Annotated in this window: 17 protein-coding genes; 8 read left to right on the top strand and 9 right to left on the bottom strand. The window is 71.0% G+C overall.

Annotated features, from left to right (window positions below):
• Positions 1–15 precede the first annotated feature (15 nt).
• Complete coding sequence (locus IEY37_RS06615) at positions 16–675, bottom strand: polysaccharide deacetylase family protein (RefSeq protein ID WP_188940688.1); 660 nt, start codon at positions 673–675, stop codon at positions 16–18.
• Positions 672–1,523, bottom strand: a complete 852-nt coding sequence (locus IEY37_RS06610) for a fumarylacetoacetate hydrolase family protein (RefSeq protein WP_188940687.1) — start codon at positions 1,521–1,523, stop codon at positions 672–674. The genes IEY37_RS06615 and IEY37_RS06610 overlap by 4 nt, the downstream gene beginning before the upstream one ends.
• Positions 1,524–1,668: 145 nt before the next feature.
• Between IEY37_RS06610 and IEY37_RS06605 the strand changes: the two genes are divergently transcribed.
• From IEY37_RS06605 to IEY37_RS06580, 6 genes are all read left to right on the top strand, one after another.
• Positions 1,669–2,601 carry an SMP-30/gluconolactonase/LRE family protein gene (locus IEY37_RS06605; protein ID WP_188940686.1) on the top strand — a complete coding sequence of 311 codons (933 nt, stop codon included), beginning with the start codon at positions 1,669–1,671 and terminating at the stop codon, positions 2,599–2,601.
• Positions 2,589–4,274 (top strand): class I adenylate-forming enzyme family protein, encoded by a 1,686-nt coding sequence (locus tag IEY37_RS06600; protein ID WP_188940685.1) that lies wholly within the window; start codon positions 2,589–2,591, stop codon positions 4,272–4,274. The genes IEY37_RS06605 and IEY37_RS06600 overlap by 13 nt, the downstream gene beginning before the upstream one ends.
• 153 nt (positions 4,275–4,427) lie before the next feature.
• Complete coding sequence (locus IEY37_RS06595; RefSeq protein ID WP_188940684.1) at positions 4,428–5,615, top strand: extracellular solute-binding protein; 1,188 nt, start codon at positions 4,428–4,430, stop codon at positions 5,613–5,615.
• A 26-nt stretch (positions 5,616–5,641) separates the two neighbouring features.
• Positions 5,642–6,529 carry an ABC transporter permease gene (locus IEY37_RS06590; protein WP_188940683.1) on the top strand — a complete coding sequence of 296 codons (888 nt, stop codon included), beginning with the start codon at positions 5,642–5,644 and terminating at the stop codon, positions 6,527–6,529.
• A gap of 8 nt (positions 6,530–6,537) precedes the next feature.
• Positions 6,538–7,425 (top strand): ABC transporter permease, encoded by an 888-nt coding sequence (locus IEY37_RS22495; protein ID WP_268237979.1) that lies wholly within the window; start codon positions 6,538–6,540, stop codon positions 7,423–7,425.
• 60 nt (positions 7,426–7,485) lie between these two features.
• Positions 7,486–8,619, top strand: a complete 1,134-nt coding sequence (locus tag IEY37_RS06580) for an ABC transporter ATP-binding protein (protein ID WP_229674003.1) — start codon at positions 7,486–7,488, stop codon at positions 8,617–8,619.
• Positions 8,620–8,663: 44 nt separating this feature from the next.
• Here the strand turns inward: IEY37_RS06580 and IEY37_RS06575 are convergent, their stop codons facing one another.
• The 7 genes from IEY37_RS06575 to IEY37_RS06545 all read right to left on the bottom strand — a co-directional run bounded on the left by IEY37_RS06575 (position 8,664) and on the right by IEY37_RS06545 (position 16,770).
• Positions 8,664–9,668: a cyclase family protein gene (locus tag IEY37_RS06575; protein ID WP_188940682.1), complete on the bottom strand. Its 1,005-nt coding sequence runs from the start codon at positions 9,666–9,668 to the stop codon at positions 8,664–8,666.
• The gene (locus tag IEY37_RS06570; protein WP_188940681.1) at positions 9,665–10,726 is read right to left on the bottom strand and encodes an ABC transporter permease; all 1,062 of its coding nucleotides are present in this window, start codon (positions 10,724–10,726) and stop codon (positions 9,665–9,667) included. The genes IEY37_RS06575 and IEY37_RS06570 overlap by 4 nt, the downstream gene beginning before the upstream one ends.
• 2 nt (positions 10,727–10,728) lie before the next feature.
• On the bottom strand, positions 10,729–12,342 hold the full coding sequence (locus IEY37_RS06565) for a sugar ABC transporter ATP-binding protein (protein WP_188940680.1): 1,614 nt from the start codon (positions 12,340–12,342) through the stop codon (positions 10,729–10,731).
• Between the two features lies 1 nt (position 12,343).
• The gene (locus IEY37_RS06560) at positions 12,344–13,333 is read right to left on the bottom strand and encodes an ABC transporter permease (protein ID WP_188940679.1); all 990 of its coding nucleotides are present in this window, start codon (positions 13,331–13,333) and stop codon (positions 12,344–12,346) included.
• The gene (locus IEY37_RS06555; RefSeq protein WP_188940678.1) at positions 13,330–14,511 is read right to left on the bottom strand and encodes a serine hydrolase domain-containing protein; all 1,182 of its coding nucleotides are present in this window, start codon (positions 14,509–14,511) and stop codon (positions 13,330–13,332) included. Before IEY37_RS06555 ends, IEY37_RS06560 begins: the two co-directional genes overlap by 4 nt.
• The gene (locus IEY37_RS06550) at positions 14,496–15,272 is read right to left on the bottom strand and encodes an SDR family oxidoreductase (RefSeq protein ID WP_188940677.1); all 777 of its coding nucleotides are present in this window, start codon (positions 15,270–15,272) and stop codon (positions 14,496–14,498) included. Before IEY37_RS06550 ends, IEY37_RS06555 begins: the two co-directional genes overlap by 16 nt.
• A gap of 103 nt (positions 15,273–15,375) precedes the next feature.
• Complete coding sequence (locus tag IEY37_RS06545; protein WP_188940676.1) at positions 15,376–16,770, bottom strand: substrate-binding domain-containing protein; 1,395 nt, start codon at positions 16,768–16,770, stop codon at positions 15,376–15,378.
• Between the two features lie 386 nt (positions 16,771–17,156).
• On the opposite strand from IEY37_RS06545, the gene IEY37_RS06540 reads away from it, so the two are divergent.
• Both IEY37_RS06540 and IEY37_RS06535 read left to right on the top strand, forming a co-directional pair.
• The gene (locus IEY37_RS06540) at positions 17,157–18,386 is read left to right on the top strand and encodes an ABC transporter substrate-binding protein (protein WP_188940675.1); all 1,230 of its coding nucleotides are present in this window, start codon (positions 17,157–17,159) and stop codon (positions 18,384–18,386) included.
• A 10-nt stretch (positions 18,387–18,396) separates the two neighbouring features.
• Complete coding sequence (locus IEY37_RS06535) at positions 18,397–19,275, top strand: branched-chain amino acid ABC transporter permease (RefSeq protein WP_188940674.1); 879 nt, start codon at positions 18,397–18,399, stop codon at positions 19,273–19,275.
• The last annotated feature ends 41 nt before the right edge of the window (positions 19,276–19,316 follow it).

Genomic DNA, 19,316 nt, shown 5'->3' with positions numbered 1-19,316 from the left:
CCGCATCTCAGAGCGCTACTCGGACCGCTGGACATAGGCCTCGGCAACCGGTGTGATCATTCCGGCGTCCACCGCCAGACAATCCTCCGGGAATTCCCTGGTGAATTCGGTGCCGGCATCGAGCAGGTCGTCCAGGAATTGTGGCAACGCGGCCAGCGCGGCGCCCGGAATGTCGTGCAGCACCACCACCGTGTGGGCCTTGGCGTCGATATCGGCGCGGGCCCGGGCCGGCCAACCTTTTTCGTCTTCCCAGTCCCGGGGCACGGAGTTCCACAGCAGGCAGGTGTATCCGTGGTCGGCCAGGAACTGCAGCGAGCGCCGGTGGAACAGCCGCCGGTCCAGGACACCGCCCCCACCCCAGGGACGGAAGAGCTTCCGCTCGTCGGCCAGGTCGCCCAGCACTTCCGAAGCTGCGGCGATCTCCCGGCGGGGCAGGTCGGGGGAGTCGTCGGTGCCGAGCAGCACCGAGTGCGTCATGGTGTGGTTGCCGATCCAGTGCCCGGCCGCTTTCACCGACTCGGCGAGCCGGCGGCGCGCCGGGTCCAGCAGGTCGCGGCCGACCATGAAGAACACGGCTTGCAGGGACCGGCTCGCGAGGTGGTCCAGGACCTGCTCGGTGACACCGGGAGTGGGGCCGTTGTCGAAGGTCAGGACCACTCGGCGGGCGGTCGTCACCCCCGACCGCCCGCCCCGACGATCCGGTTGCGCATCGTCCCGATGCCCTCGATCTCGGTCACCAGCTCGTCCCCGGGCAGCAGGTACTTCTCCGGCACGCGCCGCTGCCCGACCCCGGCGGGCGTGCCGGTGAAGATTACGTCGCCGGCGAGCAGCGGAGTCACCCGGGAGAGCTCGGCGACCAGGCGCGGCACGTTGTGGATCATCATGGAGGTGCGCGACTTCTGCATCGTCTCGCCGTTGACCGCGCATTCCAGGGCCAGGTCGTCCCGATCCGCGAGCTCGTCGGGAGTCACCAACCAGGGCCCCATCGGCGCGAAGCCGGGGAACGACTTGCCCAGGCTGAACTGAGGCAGCGCGCCGGCGTGCTGCAGGACGCGCTCGGAGAGGTCCTGTCCGACCGTCACCCCGGCGATGTGGTCCCAGGCCCGCGTGGCGTCGATCCGGTGTCCAGGGCGGCCGATCACGGCGACCAGCTCGACCTCCCAGTCCACGTCGCCGCCGGGATGCTCGACCTCGGCGTACGGGCCGGTGATCGCCGCAGGGAACTTCGTGAAGACCACCGGGATGCTGTCGTCCCCGAGCCCGACCTCGGAGGCGTGCTCCCGGTAGTTCAACCCCACCGCGAAGACCTGCCGCGGTGCCGGCACGGGCGGGCCCAGGTCCGAGGCCTCGTACGGCACGGCCGCACCGGTGTCCGCCGTGGCTGCCCAGTCCCCGAACGAGTCCCACGCGGCGAACAAGGTCTGCGGGTCGGGTCCGAAACGTCCGCCGCTCGCGCTCTCGATGTCGACGACGCCGCCGTCGACCACGAGGACGGCACGACCGGCGAGGTTGGCGATGCGCATGGGACCTCTTCACCCTCGGCGACACTGACGATCGACGAAGCGTAGGGACCGGGTTTCGAATCGTCAAGGACTTTCGAAAGCATGGGGTGTCGGGCTAACGTGGCGGGTGGTCAACCGACGTCGACGGGCCACCCAAGGAGCTGTCGTGATCCCGGTGTCGAACGGCACTCCCGAGCTGTCCGAGTTGCTGGACCTGGACGGCGATTTCCACGTCCTGGGAACCGGATACCGGTTCATCGAGGGACCGGTGTGGAGCCCGCACGACCAGTCCCTGATGTTCAACGACATCCAGTTCGACAGCAGGTGGCGCTGGACCGAGGCGACCGGTGCGCAGCTCGACCGCCGGCCCAACTGGAAGTCGAACGGGATGACTCGCGACGTCGACGGCGAGCTGCTGGTCTGCGGGCACGTGAGCAGCGATGTCGTCCGCGAGCGCCGCGACGGCTCCCGTGAGGTGCTGGCGTTCCACTACCAGGGCGGGTACCTCAACAGTCCCAACGACGTGGTGGTCCGCTCCGACGGCTCCGTCTACTTCACCGATCCGGACTACGGCCGCTGGGACCACGCCGTCGGCGTGGCCAGGCCCTTCGAGCTCGGCTTCCACGGCGTCTACCGCATCCCGCCCGGAGGCGGTGATCTCGAGTTGCTCGTGGACCGGGACCAGTTCGACCAGCCGAACGGGCTCTGCTTCTCACCGGACGAGAGCGTGCTGTACGTCGACGATTTCGTCGGCGTCTACGCCTTCCCGGTCCGCCCGGACGGCGGCCTGGGATCGGGGCGGCTGATCCACGACGGGATGAGCAGCGACGAGAACCCGGGCGACGGCAACCCGGACGGCATGCGTTGTGACGAGCGGGGCAACGTCTGGGTCACCGGGCGCGGAGGTGTCTGGGTGATGACCGGCGAGGGCGACCTGCTCGGCCTGATCCGCACGCCGGAGGTCTGCGCCAACCTGACGTGGGGCGGCCCGGACTGGCACTCGCTGTTCCTGTGCACCTCGACGTCCATCCGCATGATCCGGACGCTGGTCGGGCCGGCGCCCCTGGCCCGCAGCAGGGTTCCGGCATGGGCGTCGTGACGGACGCGGACGCGGCGACGGTCGGCCCGATCGAGACCACGTGGTCCCGGGAGCTGGCGTCGGCCAGCCGGGAGGAGGGTGACCGGCACGCCTTCCGGTTCGCCGGACCGGACTGGTCCGCCGACCTGACCTTCGCGGCCTGGGGGCGGCTGTCCGATGCAGTGGCGACCTCGCTGGCCGCCCTCGGGGTGGGGCCCGGGGAGCGGGTGGCCGTGCTGGCTCCCGGCGGGCCGGTCTGGCCCGTCCTGCAGACGGCCTGCAGCCGCCTCGGTGCGGTGATCGTGCCGGTCAACACCCGCTACCGCTCGGACGAGCTGGGACACGTCCTGGGTGTGGCGGCACCGGTCGTCGCCGTCGTCATCGAACGCTTCCACCGCACCGACTACGGCGCGTTGGTCTCCGAGGTCCTCGCCAAGGTGTCGGCGGTCACCCGGCTGGTGCTGCTCGACGACTCCGTGCAGGCGTCCCTCGATCCGGCCGGGAGTGGCCGCACCGCATCCGCCGCTGCTGCGGGCGTCGCCGGGGCGCCGCTGCGCTGGGAGGCCTTCCTGCGGCTGGGGGCGGGGACGCCGGTGCCGACGGACGTCTCCGAGCCGGGGGCGGCGGTGCTGATGCAGTTCACCTCGGGGACGAGCGCCTTCCCGAAGGCGGCGCTGCTGAGCAACCGGGCGTCGTACGGTGCCACCTGGCACATGGGTGCGCGGATGGGCATCACCCGCGACGACGTCTACTTCAGCACACAGCCGATGTACCACGTCGGCGGCTCCGTCGCGACGACGCTGCTCGCGCTCGGTGCCCGGTGCACGATGGTCGTTCCCGAGCGCTACAGCGTCGAGGCCGTGTTCGACCTCGTGCCGCGGCACGGCTGCACGGCCCGAACCGGTCAGGCGGCGATGTACGCCATGGAGATGGCGCACCCGGACTTCTCGCCCGAGCTGTTCGCCTCGGTGGTCAAGGCCTGGTCCGGTGGCTCCGCGGACCTCAAGCGGTCGATCCGGGACGTCATGGGCATCGACGAGGTGACGACCATCTACGGTCTCACCGAGACCGGCGGTACCACGACGATCACCGCGCAGGACGACGGCGACGACGTCCGCTGGGATTCGTGCGGGCGGCCCATCCCCGGCGTCGAGGTGGCCGTCGCCCACGACGGCGTGATCGACACCGTGCCGGCGGTCGTCGGCGAGGTGTGCATCCGCGGCTGGTCCGTGATGAACGGGTACTTCGGCGACCCGACGGCGACGGCGGCCGCCATCGACACCGACGGTTGGTTCCACACCGGTGATCTCGGTTCGTTGGACGAGCGCGGGTACCTGTACTTCGTCGACCGGCTCAAGGACATGATCAAGCCGGGCGGCGAGAACGTGTCCGCCGCCGAGGTCGAACGCGTGATCTTCGGACATCCCGCCGTGGCCGAGGTCGCCGTCGTCGGGCGGCCGGACGCACGGCTGGGGGAGGTGCCCGTCGCCTTCGTGGAGCTCCGCCGGGGCGGGGATGCCGCCGAGGCGGCGATCATCGCCTGGTGCGCGGCGCGCATGGCCAGCTTCAAGGTCCCGCGCGAGATCCACTTCGTGCAGGACTGGCCGATGACGGAGAGCGGGAAGATCCAGAAGCGTCTGCTACGAGAGCGTCTCGCGGGACAGGACGGCGCCCTGATCGGGCGGACGGGCTAGCCGGCCGCAGTTGAGTGCCGCCGCACCGCACGCGGGCCCGATGTTCTCGATGTGGTCGATCAGCCTTGACGTGCGAGTGGATTCGAATACAGTGCATAGAAGTCATGGATTGACGTGAATTCGAATAACCGTCGAGATCCAGGAAGAGGCGCAATGAGGCGTATCCGGTGGGCCGTGGCGATCGTCGGCAGTAGCGCCGTCCTGGTCAGTGCATGCGGCGGTGGGACCTCCCCGGCGTCAGGAGACGGCGGATCGTCGTCGTCGTCGCAGAGCAGCAGCGGCGCTACCGCCGCCGGCGGCGCGACCGTGGCCTCCAGCAGCACGCCCGGGTCGGGTGGTGCACCGGCGGCCGGCGTGCTCGCGGCCGGTCAGGCCACCGCCGGATCCTTCTCCGGGCGGCAGTTCTCGTACTCGGGCAACGGTGGCACCACCCAGGACGCGCAGAACAAGATCTTCGGCGACTTCGCCACGGTGGTCGGGGCCAGCTACGCGCCCGACGGACCGCCGACCGCCGCCAAGGTCAAGGCACAGGTCGACTCCGGGAACGTGACGTGGGACATCGTCGACGCGCCGGAGGTCGACCTGGCCGAAGGGTGCGGGACGGTCTACCAGAAGATCGACTACAGCAAGCTCGACACCAGCAAGCTGTCTCCGCTGGTGCCCAAGCAGGACTGCGGGATCGCGCTCAACGCGTCGCCGTGGACCTTCGCCTACGACACCGAGGCCTTCCCCCAGGCGCCCACCAGCTGGGCGGACTTCTTCGATCTGGCGAAGTTCCCCGGCAAGCGGGCCATCTACGCGGGCTTCCCCATGCAGCAGATCGAGATCGCGCTGCTGGGCAGTGGTGTCGATCCCGGCAAGCTGGCACCCCCGGACGTCGACGCGGGCTACGCGGAACTGGACAAGCTGAAGTCGGACCTGGTCTTCTACTCGGCCGGCTCCGAGTCCCAGCAGATGATGGCCAGCAACCAGATCGTGGCCTGCATCTGCTGGTCCGGGCGGGTGTACACGGAGATCCAGAACGGCTCCCACTGGGCTCTGGTGCCGACGGCGCCCCCGGTGCTGCGCATGGACTACCTGGCGATCCCGATCGGCAGCAAGAACACGGACGTCGCCTACGCCGCGATCAACTACTTCATCGGAGCCCAGCAGCAGGCCTACTGGCAGGAGGCGACCGGCTACCCCCCGATGAACGTCGACGCCAAGCCGAAGCTGTCCGCAGCCGCGAAGGCGGTGGACGTGTTCCAACCGCCGTTCAAGCCGGTGACCATCGACGTCACGTTCTGGGCCGGCGATCTGGCCGCCCAGATGGACAAGTGGACGACCTGGACCAGTAGCTGACCGGCGGCCACGGGACGGGCGAGGGGATGGCCACGACGCAGGACGTCGGCGCCGACCGGCGAGCCGGTCCGCCGGCGCCGGCCGCGCCGCGGGCCCGGCGGTCGAGGTTCGACGCGCTGCTGCTGATCCCGGCGCTGCTGCTGATCCTGGGGGTGGTCGGCTACCCCTTCGTCGTCTCGGTGATCGACTCGTTCGTCAAGGTGGAGGGCCGTCAACACGCCTACGCGTGGATCACCGCCAACCCGGTCTACCTGCGCATCATCGGGCGGACGTTCCTCACCTCGGTGGTCGCCGTCGTCCTCTGCGTGTTGCTGGCCTACCCGTACGCGTACGTGATGGTGCTGGCCGGCAGGCGGATCCGCCTGGTCCTGACGGTGGCCGTGCTGGTGCCGTTCTGGGTCAGCGGGCTGGTCCGCACCTTCGCCTGGGTGATCCTGCTGCAGTCCGGCGGACCGGTGGATCGCCTGTTGCCGTTCCTGGGGCGGGACGGGTTGCTGCACACCCAGACCGCGGTGCTCGTCGGCCTGGTGCAGGTGCTGCTGCCGTTCATGATCCTTCCGCTGTACAACAGCATGCAGTCCATCGACCGGCGGTTGCTGCAGGCGGCCGAGAGCCTCGGGGCACGGCAGACGGTGGCCTTCTTCCGCGTCGTGGTTCCACTGTCCGCCCCCGGCGCGGGCGCCGGCGCGCTGCTCGTCTTCGTCACCTCGCTGGGCATCTACGTGCTGGCGCAGATCCTCGGCTCACCGGCCACGTCCATGATCGGCAGCGTCGTCTACACCCAGACCAGCCAGCTGAACAACACCGGACGTGCGGCCGCGCTCTCGTTGTCGATGCTGGCAGGGGCGGTCGTCCTGATCGGCGCCGCGTACCTGCTGTTCCGGCTGGTTCCCGGCGCCCGGCGGGCAGGGTGAAGGGCAGGGTGACGGGCGAGGTGACGGGCACGGTGACGGGCACGGTGCCGGCCGCGCAGACGGGCGGAGTGACGGCAACGGCGAAGGCCAAGGGGACGGGCACCGTCGCCCGGCATCCGTTCGCGGTGGTCGCGGCCGTGGTGGTGGCGCTGCTGCTGGTCGTCCCCACGCTGGTGGTGGTGCCGATCAGCTTCACGGGCAAGGCGTCCTTCGTCTTCCCGCCGGACAGCTGGTCCCTGCGGTGGTACGGCAACCTGTTCTCCGACTCCCGATGGACGTCGGCCCTGCGCCGGTCCCTGTGGATCGCGCTGCTGTCCTCGGTGCTCGCGACGACCGTCGGCACCGCCGCGTCGGTCGGGTTGACCCGGTGGCGTCGCCGGCGGTGGGCCGCCGCCGCACGGGCGCTGCTGCTGGTGCCGGTGTTCGTCCCGGCCATCGTGCTGGCGATCGGCATCTACACGGTGTTCGGCAGTCTCGGGCTGCTGGGCACGGTGACCGGTTTCGTGCTGGCGCACGCGTCGCTCGGGGTCCCGTTCGTGGTGATCTCGGTGACCGCGGTGCTGCAGTCCTTCGACGTCCAGCTCGAGAGGGCCGCGGAGAGCCTGGGGGCCGGGCGCTGGGCGGTCTTCCGCCAGATCACGCTGCCGCTGATCCTCCCCGGCGTGCTGGCCGGTGCGCTGTTCGCGTTCGTCGCCTCGTTCGACGAGATCCTGGTGTCGCTGTTCATCAAGTCCCCGTTCCTGGAGACGTTTCCCATCCGCGTCTACCAGAGCGTCGACAACGACACCGATCCCACCGTCGCAGCGGCGTCCACGCTGGTGCTCGTGGTGACGACGCTGGTCATCCTGGTGGCGGTGCGGATCTCGACCCTCCGGACACGGCGCCTGGGGACCTGACAGCAGCGTCGGTGGGGCGGCGCGCCACCGTGTCGTGACAAGAGAGAGAGGACGGACGACGTGTCCGACGCAGGGACCTCGATCGGTGGTGCCCGGAACCCGGTGGCGGCCGGCGGCTCCCGCCTGGTGATCGACGGCGTGGTCAAGCAGTTCGGCGGGCACACCGCACTCGCGGACGTCTCGCTCGACGTCCAACCCGGCGAGTTCATGACGCTGCTCGGTCCGTCGGGCTCCGGCAAGTCGACCACCCTCAACCTGGTGTCCGGTTTCGCGCAACCGGACGAGGGGACGGTGCGCATCGACGGCGTGGACATGGCCAGCGTGCCGCCGCGCCGTCGCAACGTCGGCATGGTCTTCCAGAACTACGCTCTCTTCCCGCACCTGACGATCGAGGCCAACATCGCCTTTCCGTTGCGGCAGCGGCGCGTCCCCCGGCCGGAGCAGGCCCGTCGGGTCGCGGAGGCGCTGGGCACCGTCCGGCTGGAGGGGTACGGGCAGCGATATCCCGCCCAGCTGTCCGGTGGGCAGCAGCAGCGCGTGGCGCTGGCCCGGGCCATCGTGTTCCGTCCCGGCCTGCTGCTGATGGACGAGCCGCTGGGGGCGCTCGACCGGGGACTGCGGGAGTCGATGCAGTCGGAGATCCGGCGTATCCACCGCGAGGCAGGCAGCACCGTGCTGTTCGTGACCCACGACCAGGAGGAGGCCCTCGCCCTGTCGGACCGCATCGCCGTGTTCCACGAGGGACGCATCGAGCAGGTCGGCACCGGGCACGAGCTGTACCTGCACCCGGCGTCCACGTTCGTGGCCGGCTTCCTCGGCGAGTCCACCATGCTGCCGGCCGAGCGGTCCGCCGGCGGTGCCTGGTCCGTCCTCGGCGTGCGGGTGCCGGCTCCTTCCGCCGTCCCGGACGCCGCGCGCTCGGCGACCGTCGTCGTCCGGCCGGAGCGGGCACGACTGCGCGCGGTCGACGATGCCCGCCAGGACGAGCTGGGCCTCTCCGTACAGGTCCTCGAGGACGTCTACCTGGGTGCGGACCGCAAGCTGCGCGTCCGGTTCGCCGACGGCACCGCCGGAGTGGTGCGCGAGGTGGCCGGGTCGATGAGCCCGTGGCGGGCCGGTGACCGCGTCGAGTTCGCCTGGCGCCCGGCGGACTCCGCCGTGCTCCCGGGATCGGCGGCCCCGGCGGTGCTCTGATCCCCGGTCCGGACCCCGCCGGTGTCCCGGCGACCGGACGGCGGCTACTTGACGGCCAGCACGTTCGCCGGCGAGGCGACCCCGCCGGGGATGTGCGCCGGAGCGCTCGCCAGCAGGAATTCGTGCACGCCGTCCTGGTGGCAGTCCGCGACGAGGTCCGCCAGCCACCAGAGCTCGCCGAGTGCCATCCCGAAGCAGCCGATCAGGGTCTGGTGGAGGAAGCCGAACGGCGCCGCGGCGGCGGAGTGATCGGCGGGCATGACCTCGACGGCGAGGGTGTCGGAGGCGACCGCGGCGACGTGCGCGTCCCACAGGTAGGCGCACACGGCCTCCGAGTGCTCGAGACCGGGCGCGGCGAGGTCGTGCGGGATGCGAGCCCGCCGCTCCGGCGTCTGCCGGGCGTACCAGGCGGCGAAACCCGTGTGCAGTACCAGGATATCCCCGGTCCGCAGGGTGATCCCCGCGGCCTCCCTGGCGCGCTCCAGGTCCGTGACGGTGAAGGCGTGGGCGCTCCCGGGGTCGTCGCCGGCCCCGACGGCCAGGTCCAGCAGGACACCGCGTCCGACGATGCCGCGCCGGGCCCAGTGGTCGACGGTGTTCCGGCCGCGGTCGATCTCGTCCCGGGTGACGCCGTTGTAGAAGCGCTCCTGATCCGCCGAGATGTGCGCAAGGGAGTCCCACTGGCTGGAGGCCTGCGGGTAGAAGTTGTCCAGCACGTCGTCGAGGCCGGTGACCGCAGCCGTGCGCAGCGTCCGGACGTGGCGCCGTGGCGCGCCGCGGGGCAGGAACGGCCCGGGGCCGAACAGGTCCACCGGAGCGTTCAGCGGGAAGACCGCGCCCCGGCGGACCAGGCGGGCGGCGGCGACCACGACCTCCGGTGTCAGCAGGTTCAGCAGGCCGAGATCGTCGTCGTCACCGAACAGGTGCCATGCCTGCCGACCACCTGCGGGTCCGGCCGGCAGGTCGAGGTACCGGGGGAGCGCTCGCACGTCCTCCCGCTCCGCGGTGCTCCCGACGCTCGGGTTGCCGCCGGTGCCGTCCCGGGTCATCCCGGCGTCGACGCCTCGGCCGCCGGGTCGCCGGGCCTGGTGCCCGGCCGGCCGCCGCCCCGCTTCTTCCGCAGGTGGTCCAACGTGCCGTTGAGGGCCAGCGCCAGGATCAGCACCAGCCCGCTGGCCACGTCCAGCTGGAACACCGACACGTTGGCCACGGTCAGCAGATTCTGGATCAGGTAGTACGTGGCGCCGCCCAGGGCGGCGCCCAGCAATCCGCCACGGCCGCCCTGCAGGCTCAGGCCGCCCAGTGCCACGGCGGCCAGCGACGTCACGGTGAAGATCGGCCCGACCGTGGCGTCGCCGGACTGGATGGTGCCGGTGAGCAGCAGCCCGGCCACCGCGGACAGCATCCCGGCCAGCGCGAACGCCACGGTGCGCACCAGCGGCACGTTGATCCCTGCGGTGTAGGCCGCCCGGTCGTCGCCGCCCACGCTGAGCAGGTTCCGCACGTAGGCGGTGCGGGACAGCAGGATCCAACACACGGCGATCGCGATGTACACGAGCGCGATCCCGGGGATCGGTCCGTAGCTGTGGGTCAGGTCCACGAGCCACAGCGGCACGGAGCCACCCGGGCTCGGCAGCACCTGCGCCGCCAGGCCGCTGAAGATCAGGTAGGTGCCGAGGGTGGCGATGATCGCCGGCAGCCGGACGTAGGCGACCAGGATGCCGTTGAGCGCACCGACGGCCAGGCCGAAGACGAGCACCGTGGGGATGAGTGTGAGCGGCTGCACGAAGCCGTGAGGGACCAGCACGCCGGCCACCAGCACCGTGGTGAAGCCGAGCACCGGACCGACCGACAGGTCCAGGCCGCCGCCCCCGGAGAGCAGCGGGAACGCCTGCGCCAGCGCGCTGATCACGAACGGGCTGGACACGGCGAGAGTACTGGCCAGGTTGCCGCCGGACAGGAAGCCGCCGTCGAAGGCCAGGTTGACCACCAGCAGCACCACGGCGAAGGCGGCGGGCACCGCGGCGTAGGAGTACGGGCCCAGGGAGACCCGGGCAGGGGCACGGCGCCGGCCGATCACAGCGGTCCGTGGAGTGGGGACGGCCACGGCTACGCTCCCTGGTCCTCGAGCGCGTGGCCGAACATGGCGGCGACGACATCGGTGTCGGTCGAGGCGGCGGCGTCCAGCACCGCGGACACGGCCGATCGGTGGAAGACGACGATCCGGTCCGAGAGCGTCAGCAGTTCCAGCACCTCCGTCGAGAGCAGCACGACGGCCATGCCACCGTCGGCCAGAGTGCGCAGCAGGCCGTAGAGCTCCTGCTTGGTGTTGGCGTCCACACCGCGCATGGGGTCGTTGAGGATCAGCACCGCGGGGTCGGTGGCCAGCCAGCGGGCCAGCAGGACCTTCTGCTGGTTCCCGCCGCTGAGCGTGCCGATCGGCTGGCCCGGGTCGTGCACCTTCAACCGCACCACGGGCACGTACTCGTCGAACCGCCGCCGGATCTCCCGGCGCCGCAGCACGCCGAAGCGCTGCTGGCGCCGGAGCAGCGCCGTGGCGAAGTTGTCCAGGACGGACAGCGCGAAGAACAGCCCCTCGGTCTTGCGGTCCCGTGGCACATAGGCGATGCCGAGGTCGCCGGAACGGCCGAAGCCGTGGACGCGCCGATCCGGCTGACCCTCGCGGTGCACCGTCACCGTGCCCGAGGCCGGTGCCCGCAACCCGGCGAGCACCTGGGCGTACTCCAGCTGGCCCTGCCCCTCGAGCCCGGCCAGGCCGACGATCTCGCCGGCGTGGACCTGCACCGTGTGCGGCGGCGCCTCGGGCACCAGGCTGACGTCCGCGGCCGTCAGTGCCACCCGGGACGCCGCGTCGGTGTCGGTGTCGGTGTCGGTGTCGGTGTCGGTGTCGGTGTCGGCATCGGTATGGGTGTTGGTGGCCGGGCGGCGCGACGCCGTGACGGCCGAGACGTCGCGTCCGGCCATCGCCACCAGGATCCGACGCGCCGACAGCTCGCTCTTCGGCCCGGCTGCCACGGTGGCGCCCAGCCGCAGCACCGTCACGCTGTCCGCCAGTCGCTCCACCTCGTCCATGCGGTGCGAGGTGAACACCGTGGAGCGCCCCTGCAGGCGGGAGGATTCCAGGTAGCCGAACAGCCGGTCCCGCTGGTCGGCGTCCAGGGCCGACGTCCCCTCGTCCAGCACGAGCAGTTGCCACGGCCGCGCGATCGACCGGGCGATGGTCACCAGCTGGCGCTGCGCCAGGGAGAGCGTCCACAACGGTGCCCGCAGGTCCACCCCGTCGGCGCCGATCGCGTCGAGTGCCTCCCGGGCTCCGTCCCGTTCGGCCGTCCGGCTGCGGCCGCGCCGGAAGACGCGGTCGGTGCCCATCCAGATGTTCTCGAGGACGGTGAGCTCGGGGGAGTAGAGGGTCTCCTGGAAGACCGTCGAGATGCCCAATACCTGGGCGGCGGAAGGCTTCCCGATCCGCACCGCCTCGCCGCGCCAGCGCAGGGTGCCGGCGTCCGGCCGCACCACGCCGCTGAGCACCTTGATCAGCGTGGTCTTGCCGGATCCGTTCTCGCCGGCCAGGGCGTGGATCTCACCGGACCGGACGGTGATCGAGGCGTCGGCGAGCGCGCGGGTGGCACCGAATCTCCGGGACAGCCCGGACACCTCGAGCAGCAAGGGTTCGGCCTGCGGCGGGTCGGGTGGTCGTGTCACGTCAGATCCTCGTGGCGAGGCCCGGTTCGCGGCCGTAGGCGCTCACCAGGACGATGATCAGGACGCCCAGCATGGTCTCCTGCAGCGAGGGCCCCAGGCCCGCGCCGACCAGCAGGGTGGTCAGTTGCGAGATGATCAGGACGCCGATCAGCGTCCGGCCGTACCCGCCGCGGCCGCCCAGCAGCGACGTGCCACCGACCACGACGGCGGTGATGGTCTGGAACAGGTACGGCTGCCCGACGTTGGCGTCGGCCGCCCCGCTGTACCCGGCGAACAGCACGCCGACGATCGCCGCGCTGACCGCGGACGCGATGAACACCGCGATCCACACCCAGGTGGTGCGGACGTGGGTCAGCCGGGCGGCCGCGGGATTGGATCCCGTCACGTAGATCTCGCGTCCGAGCCGGGTACGCCGCTGCAGGTAGACCACGCCGGCCGCGAGGACCACCCACAGCACGATGACCCCTGGCACCGGGATGGGACCGGTGTGACCGATGACCGACACCGCGTCGGTCAGCCACTGCGGCACCGAACCGGTGATGCTCGCGTGACCCCAGCTCAGTACGCCACCGAGGACGATGAGGCCGGTGCCCAGCGTGGTGATGATGGGGTTGACCTTGAGCACCAGGGACGCCACGGCGTTCACCGCTCCGATCAGCACGGCGAAGCCGAGGATCAGCAGGCACGCCGTCCAGAAGGACCAGCCGTCGCCGTACAGGCTCGTGACGAGGACGTTGGCCAGGCCGATCACCGAGGGCACCGACAGGTCGATGCCACCGACGATGACGGTCAGCGTCTGGCCCATCGACGCCAACCCCAGGAAGCTGGAGAGCACCAGCAGCGACACGACGCTCGACCGGCTCGCGTACCCCTCGATGGTGACGACACCCGCCAGGAACAGCAGGGGCACCAGAGCCACCGGGACGTACCGGCTCAGCTGCTCGCCGGTGACCCGCCGGGCCGGTCGTGCGGTGCCGACCTCCGCAGTCATGCTGCCACCCGTCCGTCGGCGGCGCCGGCATAGACCGCCCGTTCGAAGTTCTCGGCCAGTGCCAGCGCGGCCGGGTCGCAGAAGGGCAGCGTCTGCAGGTACAGCGCGGCACAGAGGCCGGCCGCCGGGTCGATCCAGTAGAAGGTGTTGAAGGTGCCCCACCACCCCACGCTGCCCGTGGATCGCAGGCCGGGTGTGGCCGCCGTCGTCACCAGGACGTCGAGTCCCCAGCTGGCACCGGGCGGCAGGTGCATGTCGGCGGAGAAGGCGGCGACCTGGGACCGCATGTCGCGCACGGCGATCGCGCCGAGCTGCGGCCGGAACATCGCCGCGACCGACTCGGGTGACAGCAGCGTCGCCCCGAGGTGTCCGCCGGCCAGCAGTGCCCGTTGGATCGCGAGGTAGTCGCCGGCCGTGGCGTACAGGCCGTGGCCGGCGGACAGGAACTCGGGTTCCGCGGGGAACTCGAAGGCCGTGCGGGTGAAACCGTCCGGTGTCCGCTCGGCGACCGGGACCAGTCGGCGGCGCTGCTCCTGGTCCGGGCGGAAAGTGATGTCGCGCAAACCCAGTGGCGCGAAGATGTGGTCGCGGTAGTAGTCGTCGAGCGGCTGCCCGGATGCCGCCTCCACCACCTGTCCCGTCCAGTCGGTGCTCATGCCGTAGTTCCACTCCGACCCCGGGTCGGTCACCATGGGGGTGTCCAGGCTCCGGCGCAGTCCCGACGACGGCATGGGGCGGCCGGTGGTGACGATGTAGCGGTACAGCTCCGGATGCAGCACGTCGTAGGTCAGACCGGAGGTGTGGGTGAGCAGGTGCCGCACGGTGGCGCGCACCGCAGGCCGGCGCAGTCGCGGTCGGTCGCCGTCCCATCCGTCCAGGACCTGGATGCGGTCGAAGTCGGGAATCAGGTCCGCGACGGGCGAGTCGAGCTCCAGCGCGCCACGTTCGCACAGCTGCAGCACGGCGACGGCGTTGACCATCTTCGTCATCGACGCGATGCGGAACAGCGCATCCGGCTCCATGGTTCGACCCGTCGCCGGATCCGCGACGCCGACGCTGCCGGTGTAGACGGGTCCGTCGCGATCGGCCACCACCGCGACGGCGCCCGGCGCCGCTCCTGCCGCGACCGCCGCCGACAGCACCCGGTCGATCCGCTCTGCATTCACCGGCTCAGCCACCCTCCGTCCACGGCGAGCAGGTGCCCGCTGACGTAGTCCGAGGCCCTGGAGGCCAGGAAGACCGCCGGACCCGCCACGTCCGCCGGCGTGCCCCAGCGGCCGGCCGGGATCCGCGCCAGCAGCGCCGGATCCCCGATCGCCGGGCTCGGTCGCTCCGTCGCCACGTAGCCCGGTGCCAGGGCGTTGACCTGCACGTTGTGCTCCGCCCACTCGTTGGACAGCGCCCGCACCATGCCCAGCAGGGCGTGCTTGGACGCGGCGTAGGCGGCGCGGTCCACGCCGCCCTGCACGGACAGCAGGGACCCGACCATGAGCACCTTGCCACCCCCGCGGTCGATCATCGCGGCGCCGAGCGTGCGGGTGAGCAACCACGCCGCGTCGACGTTCACCGCGAAGTGCCGTTGCCACAGCGCGAAGTCGATCTCCTCGACGGGACGCCGGCTGATCGTCGCGGCGTTGTTCACGAGAACGTCGACCGGCCCGCGGTCGAGCAGCTCGCGGGCGCCGGACTCCACGCCGGCCCCGTCGCGCAGGTCCTGGACCCACGTCCCGCCGAGGGCCCCGGCGGAGGCGACCAGGGCGGCCGTGGCGTCCAGGTCGTCGTGGTGGCCGTGCAGCACCACCTCGGCGCCGGCGGCGGCGAGGGCCACCGCGATCGCGCGGCCGATCCCGCCGCGGGCGCCGGTGACCAGCGCCCGCCGACCGTCGAGGGAGAACGCCGCCGGGACGTCGGCCGCGTCCGGTGCGGACTGCGCTGCCATGGTGCCTCTTCCGCTCCTGGGTCGTCCGGGATCCGACGCGGGGACGGGGCGCCGGACCGCCGCGGGGACGGGGCCGGCGGCCCCGACCCCCGCGGCGGCTGGGTCAAGAGGCAGCCGGTTGCGGGACCGGCATGACCTTCACCGGGTTGCCGCCGCTGAAGAACTGGTCGAAGTAGCTGTCCGGCGTGGCGCGGCCGTCCGGCGACGTCGGGATGCACGTGCTGTCCACCGTCATCGAGGACCGGTACCACTGGTCCAGGTTGTCGGCCGTGATCTGCGGGACCGGGTAGAAGACGGTGTTGACCGCGAGCTTCTGGCCGGCGAGCTTGCGGGCGGCGACGAGGAAGGTCTCGTACGCGGCCGACGACGGCGACTGGTTCGTGGCCAGCGTCCCGATCTCCGGGTGCTGCTTCCACAGAGCCAGGAAGCTGCACTCGCCGGTGATCGAGTTGATCTTCGGCAGGGGCCGGCCGGCGCTCTGCAGGGCCTGCACCGCGGCGACGTCCTCGGCGCCGGCGTCGATGACGCCGTCGACCTTCTGCGGGTGGGTGGCCAGGAACTTGGACATCTCCGTCTTGGTGACCGACGGCGTCCACGCCCCCGCCACCTCGCCGAGGTGCTTGACGTCGGGATGGTCCTTCAGGGCGTCCCGGACGGCGATCTGCTCGGCGACGGCGAGCGGGACGCCGGGGATCCCGGCGATGGAGACCAGATTGCCCTTGCCGCCCATGCCCTCCAGCACGGCCTTCGCGCCGACGTACTCGGCCCAGTAGCCGTTCCAGCTGACGTTGATGGCGTCCGAGCAGTAGACGGGTGACTCGTCGGTCACCACGAGCACGTTCTTCGACCGTGCCGTCTTGAAGCTGTCGCACAGAGCCGTGGGGGAGCCGGGGATGCTGAAGATGACGGTGCAGCCCTGGCCGACGAGAGTGTTGAACTGCGACAGCTGCAGCGAGATGTTGTTGTCGGAGTTGGTCGACACCAGCGGCCCGGACGCGAGCCCGGCCTGCTGGTACAGCTTCACCTGACGCTCGAGCTCGGCGAGGTTGTCCTGCCGCCACTGGTTGCCCAGGTAGGAGTCGTTGAGGCAGAACTTCCACGGCGCCGGCGGCGGCGTCCAGTCGGCGTAGGGATCCGGGAACAGCTTGGCGAAGGTGTCGTACGAGCCGTAGTACTGCTGTGCACCCTTGGGAACCGCGGACAGGCCGACCTCGCCTCCCGACGGCGCGGACCCGGTGGCCGAGCTCGCCGTCCCGGTGGCCGCCGTGCCCGACGACGCGCCCGTACCCGTCGCGGACGACGCGGCGCCGGTGCCGGACCCGGCGGTCGCCGTCGCCGCGTCGGAGGTCGGCGCCGGACCCGACGCCGAACTCGACGCCGAACCGGAGGTGGTCGTGGCGCCGGAGGCGCAGGACACGGCCAACGCGGACGCCGCCACCAGCGTCAGCCACCGTTGCCAGGTGCGGGACCGACGTCCACTCCGACGTGCTGGCACCATCTCTTCTCCTCTGCCAGGGGCGCAACGCTGCACCACGGGGACGATAGGTGCGTGAGATTCGAAACGTCAAGGTTGTTCGAATATCTGTGCGTACCGGGGCTGAGGCGGACACCCTCCGATCGGTCCGGACCGTGGCCGACGTTCGGCGTCCGAGCGGTCGCGACCCGCATCAGCGTTGTCACGGTTAGCGAAAAACTGTTGACGATTCGAATCTGATGTGCTGATGTGGCGACACGTCCCGGCTCGGGCTGGGGCGGTCGAGTGCATCGTGGCCTCGCTCGCGCTCCGCGCCGTCGGCACACCGTGCACCCGGCCGCCCGACCTGACGATCGATCTCGTCCAGGACCCGAACCTCCGCCCGATGATGCGCGCGAAAGGTTTCCTCGATGCAGACCTCAGGTGTCCGTACCCGGCGATGGGTCCCGGTGGTCGCCGCCCTCGCCCTGCTGATCGGAGCCTGCGGGTCCGGAGGGGACTCCGCAGGTGGCTCCGCAGAGGTCGGTGTCAGCGCGGACACGATCCGGCTGGCCGCCTCGCAGACGCTGAGCGGACCGGGCGCGGCCAGCTGCGCGCCCAGCACCGACGCCGCGAAGTTGTGGTTCGACAAGGTCAACACGGACGGCGGGATCGCCGGTCGGAAGATCGACTTCGAGGTGCTCGACGACGGCTACGACCCGGCTCGCGCCCTGGCGAACGTGCGGACGTTCGAGAAGGACAAGTTCGCGATGGTGGGTGCCTGCGGGTCCGCGACCGCTGCGGCGATCTACAAGACGCTGAGCCAGAAGGGCATCCCGTTCCTGTTCCCGACCAACGGCGTCTCCGAGGTGGTCAAGCCGGCGTCGCCCGGCATCTTCCAGGTGCTTCCGCTGTACGAGGACCAGACGGCCTCGATGGTCCGCTACGGCTTCGAGAAGAGCGGCAAGGGCAGCATCTTCGTCGTGGTCAACCCGCTCGGCGCCTACCAGTCGGCCATCGACTCCGCCAAGAAGCAGGCCACCGACCTCGGCGGGACCTTCACCAACTCCGCCGTCGCCACCCTGGGCACCACGGACTACACGCCGATCGCCCTGCAGATCAAGCAGGCCAAGCCGGACTACGTGGTGATGAGCATGGGCGGGAGCGACTCGGCGAAGTTCGTCAATGCGCTGGTGGACCAGAACGCGGTGCCCGCCAAGGCGATCCTGGGCACCACCGCTTCGGTGGCGGGCTCGTTCCTGAGCTCGTACAACCCCGGCGCCGCGTCGAAGATCTTCTTCGGGTCGGCCATCCAGCTGCCCGCCGGCAAGGACGCCGACTGCACCAAGCTGCTGGCCGGGACGCCGGCCGTCGACGATCCGATCGCCCTGACCGGGTGCGCCTCGGCGCGGGCCATCACCACGGCGATCACCGAGACCAAGGACCTGACCCGGGCCAACCTGATGAAGACCATCGAGGGCTGGCAGAAGAAGGAGGTCGCGCCGGGGATCCTGGCGGAGCTCAGCTTCTCGTCGACCGATCACATCGGCATCAGCTCGCTGTTCATCGTCCAGCCGCAGGGCAGGGCCTTCAGGACCATCGCCACCTGTCCCTACGGCGAGGACGTCCAGTCGCAGGGCGCCTGCACCGCGGCTGCGTAGGCGGACCGGCGTGGGACTCCTGCTCTCGGCCGGGATCAGCGGCATCGCCGTCGGCCTGCTGTACGGGATGATCGGTTTCGCCATCGTGATGCTGTACAAGTCCACCGGCGTGGCCAACTTCGCGCAGGGCACGCTGGCGACCCTCGGCGGCTTCGTCTGCTGGGCGTCGATGACCGACCTCGGCCTGCCGCTGTGGGCGGCGATCGTGGTGGCGCTCGTCGCGTCCGCGGTGCTCGGCGTCGCCGTGTACTTCGTGGTGATCCGCCCCCGCCCGTCCGCCGGCAACCTGAACATCACCGTCCGCACGCTGGGCCTGTCGCTGCTGCTGCTGGCCGTCATGGAGTGGCGGTGGGGAGCCGGTGCGCCCTACCGCTTCCCGGCGATCGTCGAGGGCACCGGGGTGCAGGTCGCCGACTTCGTGGTGCCGGCGCAGTCGCTGCTCATCGCGGCGGTCGCCGCCGCCATCATGGGGACGCTCTGGGCGCTGTTCCGCTACAGCAACGTCGGCCTCAGCTTCCGCGCGATGGCGGAGCAACCGGACACGGCGCGGCTGCTGGGGTTGCCGGCCACCCGCCTCAGCGCGGCCACCTGGGCGATCAGTGCGGTCCTCGGCACCGTGGTGGCGATCCTGCTGGCACCCAGCTCCTTCCTGGCCCCGAGCACCATGGAGAGCTACCTGCTGTTCACCTTCACCGGCATCGTGCTCGGCGGCCTCACCAGCCTGCCCGGAGCGTTGCTCGGCAGCGTCATCGTCGGCGTGGTGTCGAACGTGACGATCGTGGCCCTCAGCCTGGAGGCCGGGGTCCTGGTCGTGTTCGCGCTGCTCCTGGTGGTCATGCTGCTGCGTCCCCAGGGACTCCTCGGCCGCCCGGAATCGGTCCGGCTGTGACCCCGCCGACCGCGCCGCCCGCGACCGGCGGCACCGCCCTG

Origin of the sequence: Nakamurella endophytica (assembly GCF_014646215.1) — a bacterium.
Classification (GTDB): domain Bacteria; phylum Actinomycetota; class Actinomycetes; order Mycobacteriales; family Nakamurellaceae; genus Nakamurella; species Nakamurella endophytica.
This window is presented reverse-complemented; position numbering and strand designations above follow the sequence as displayed.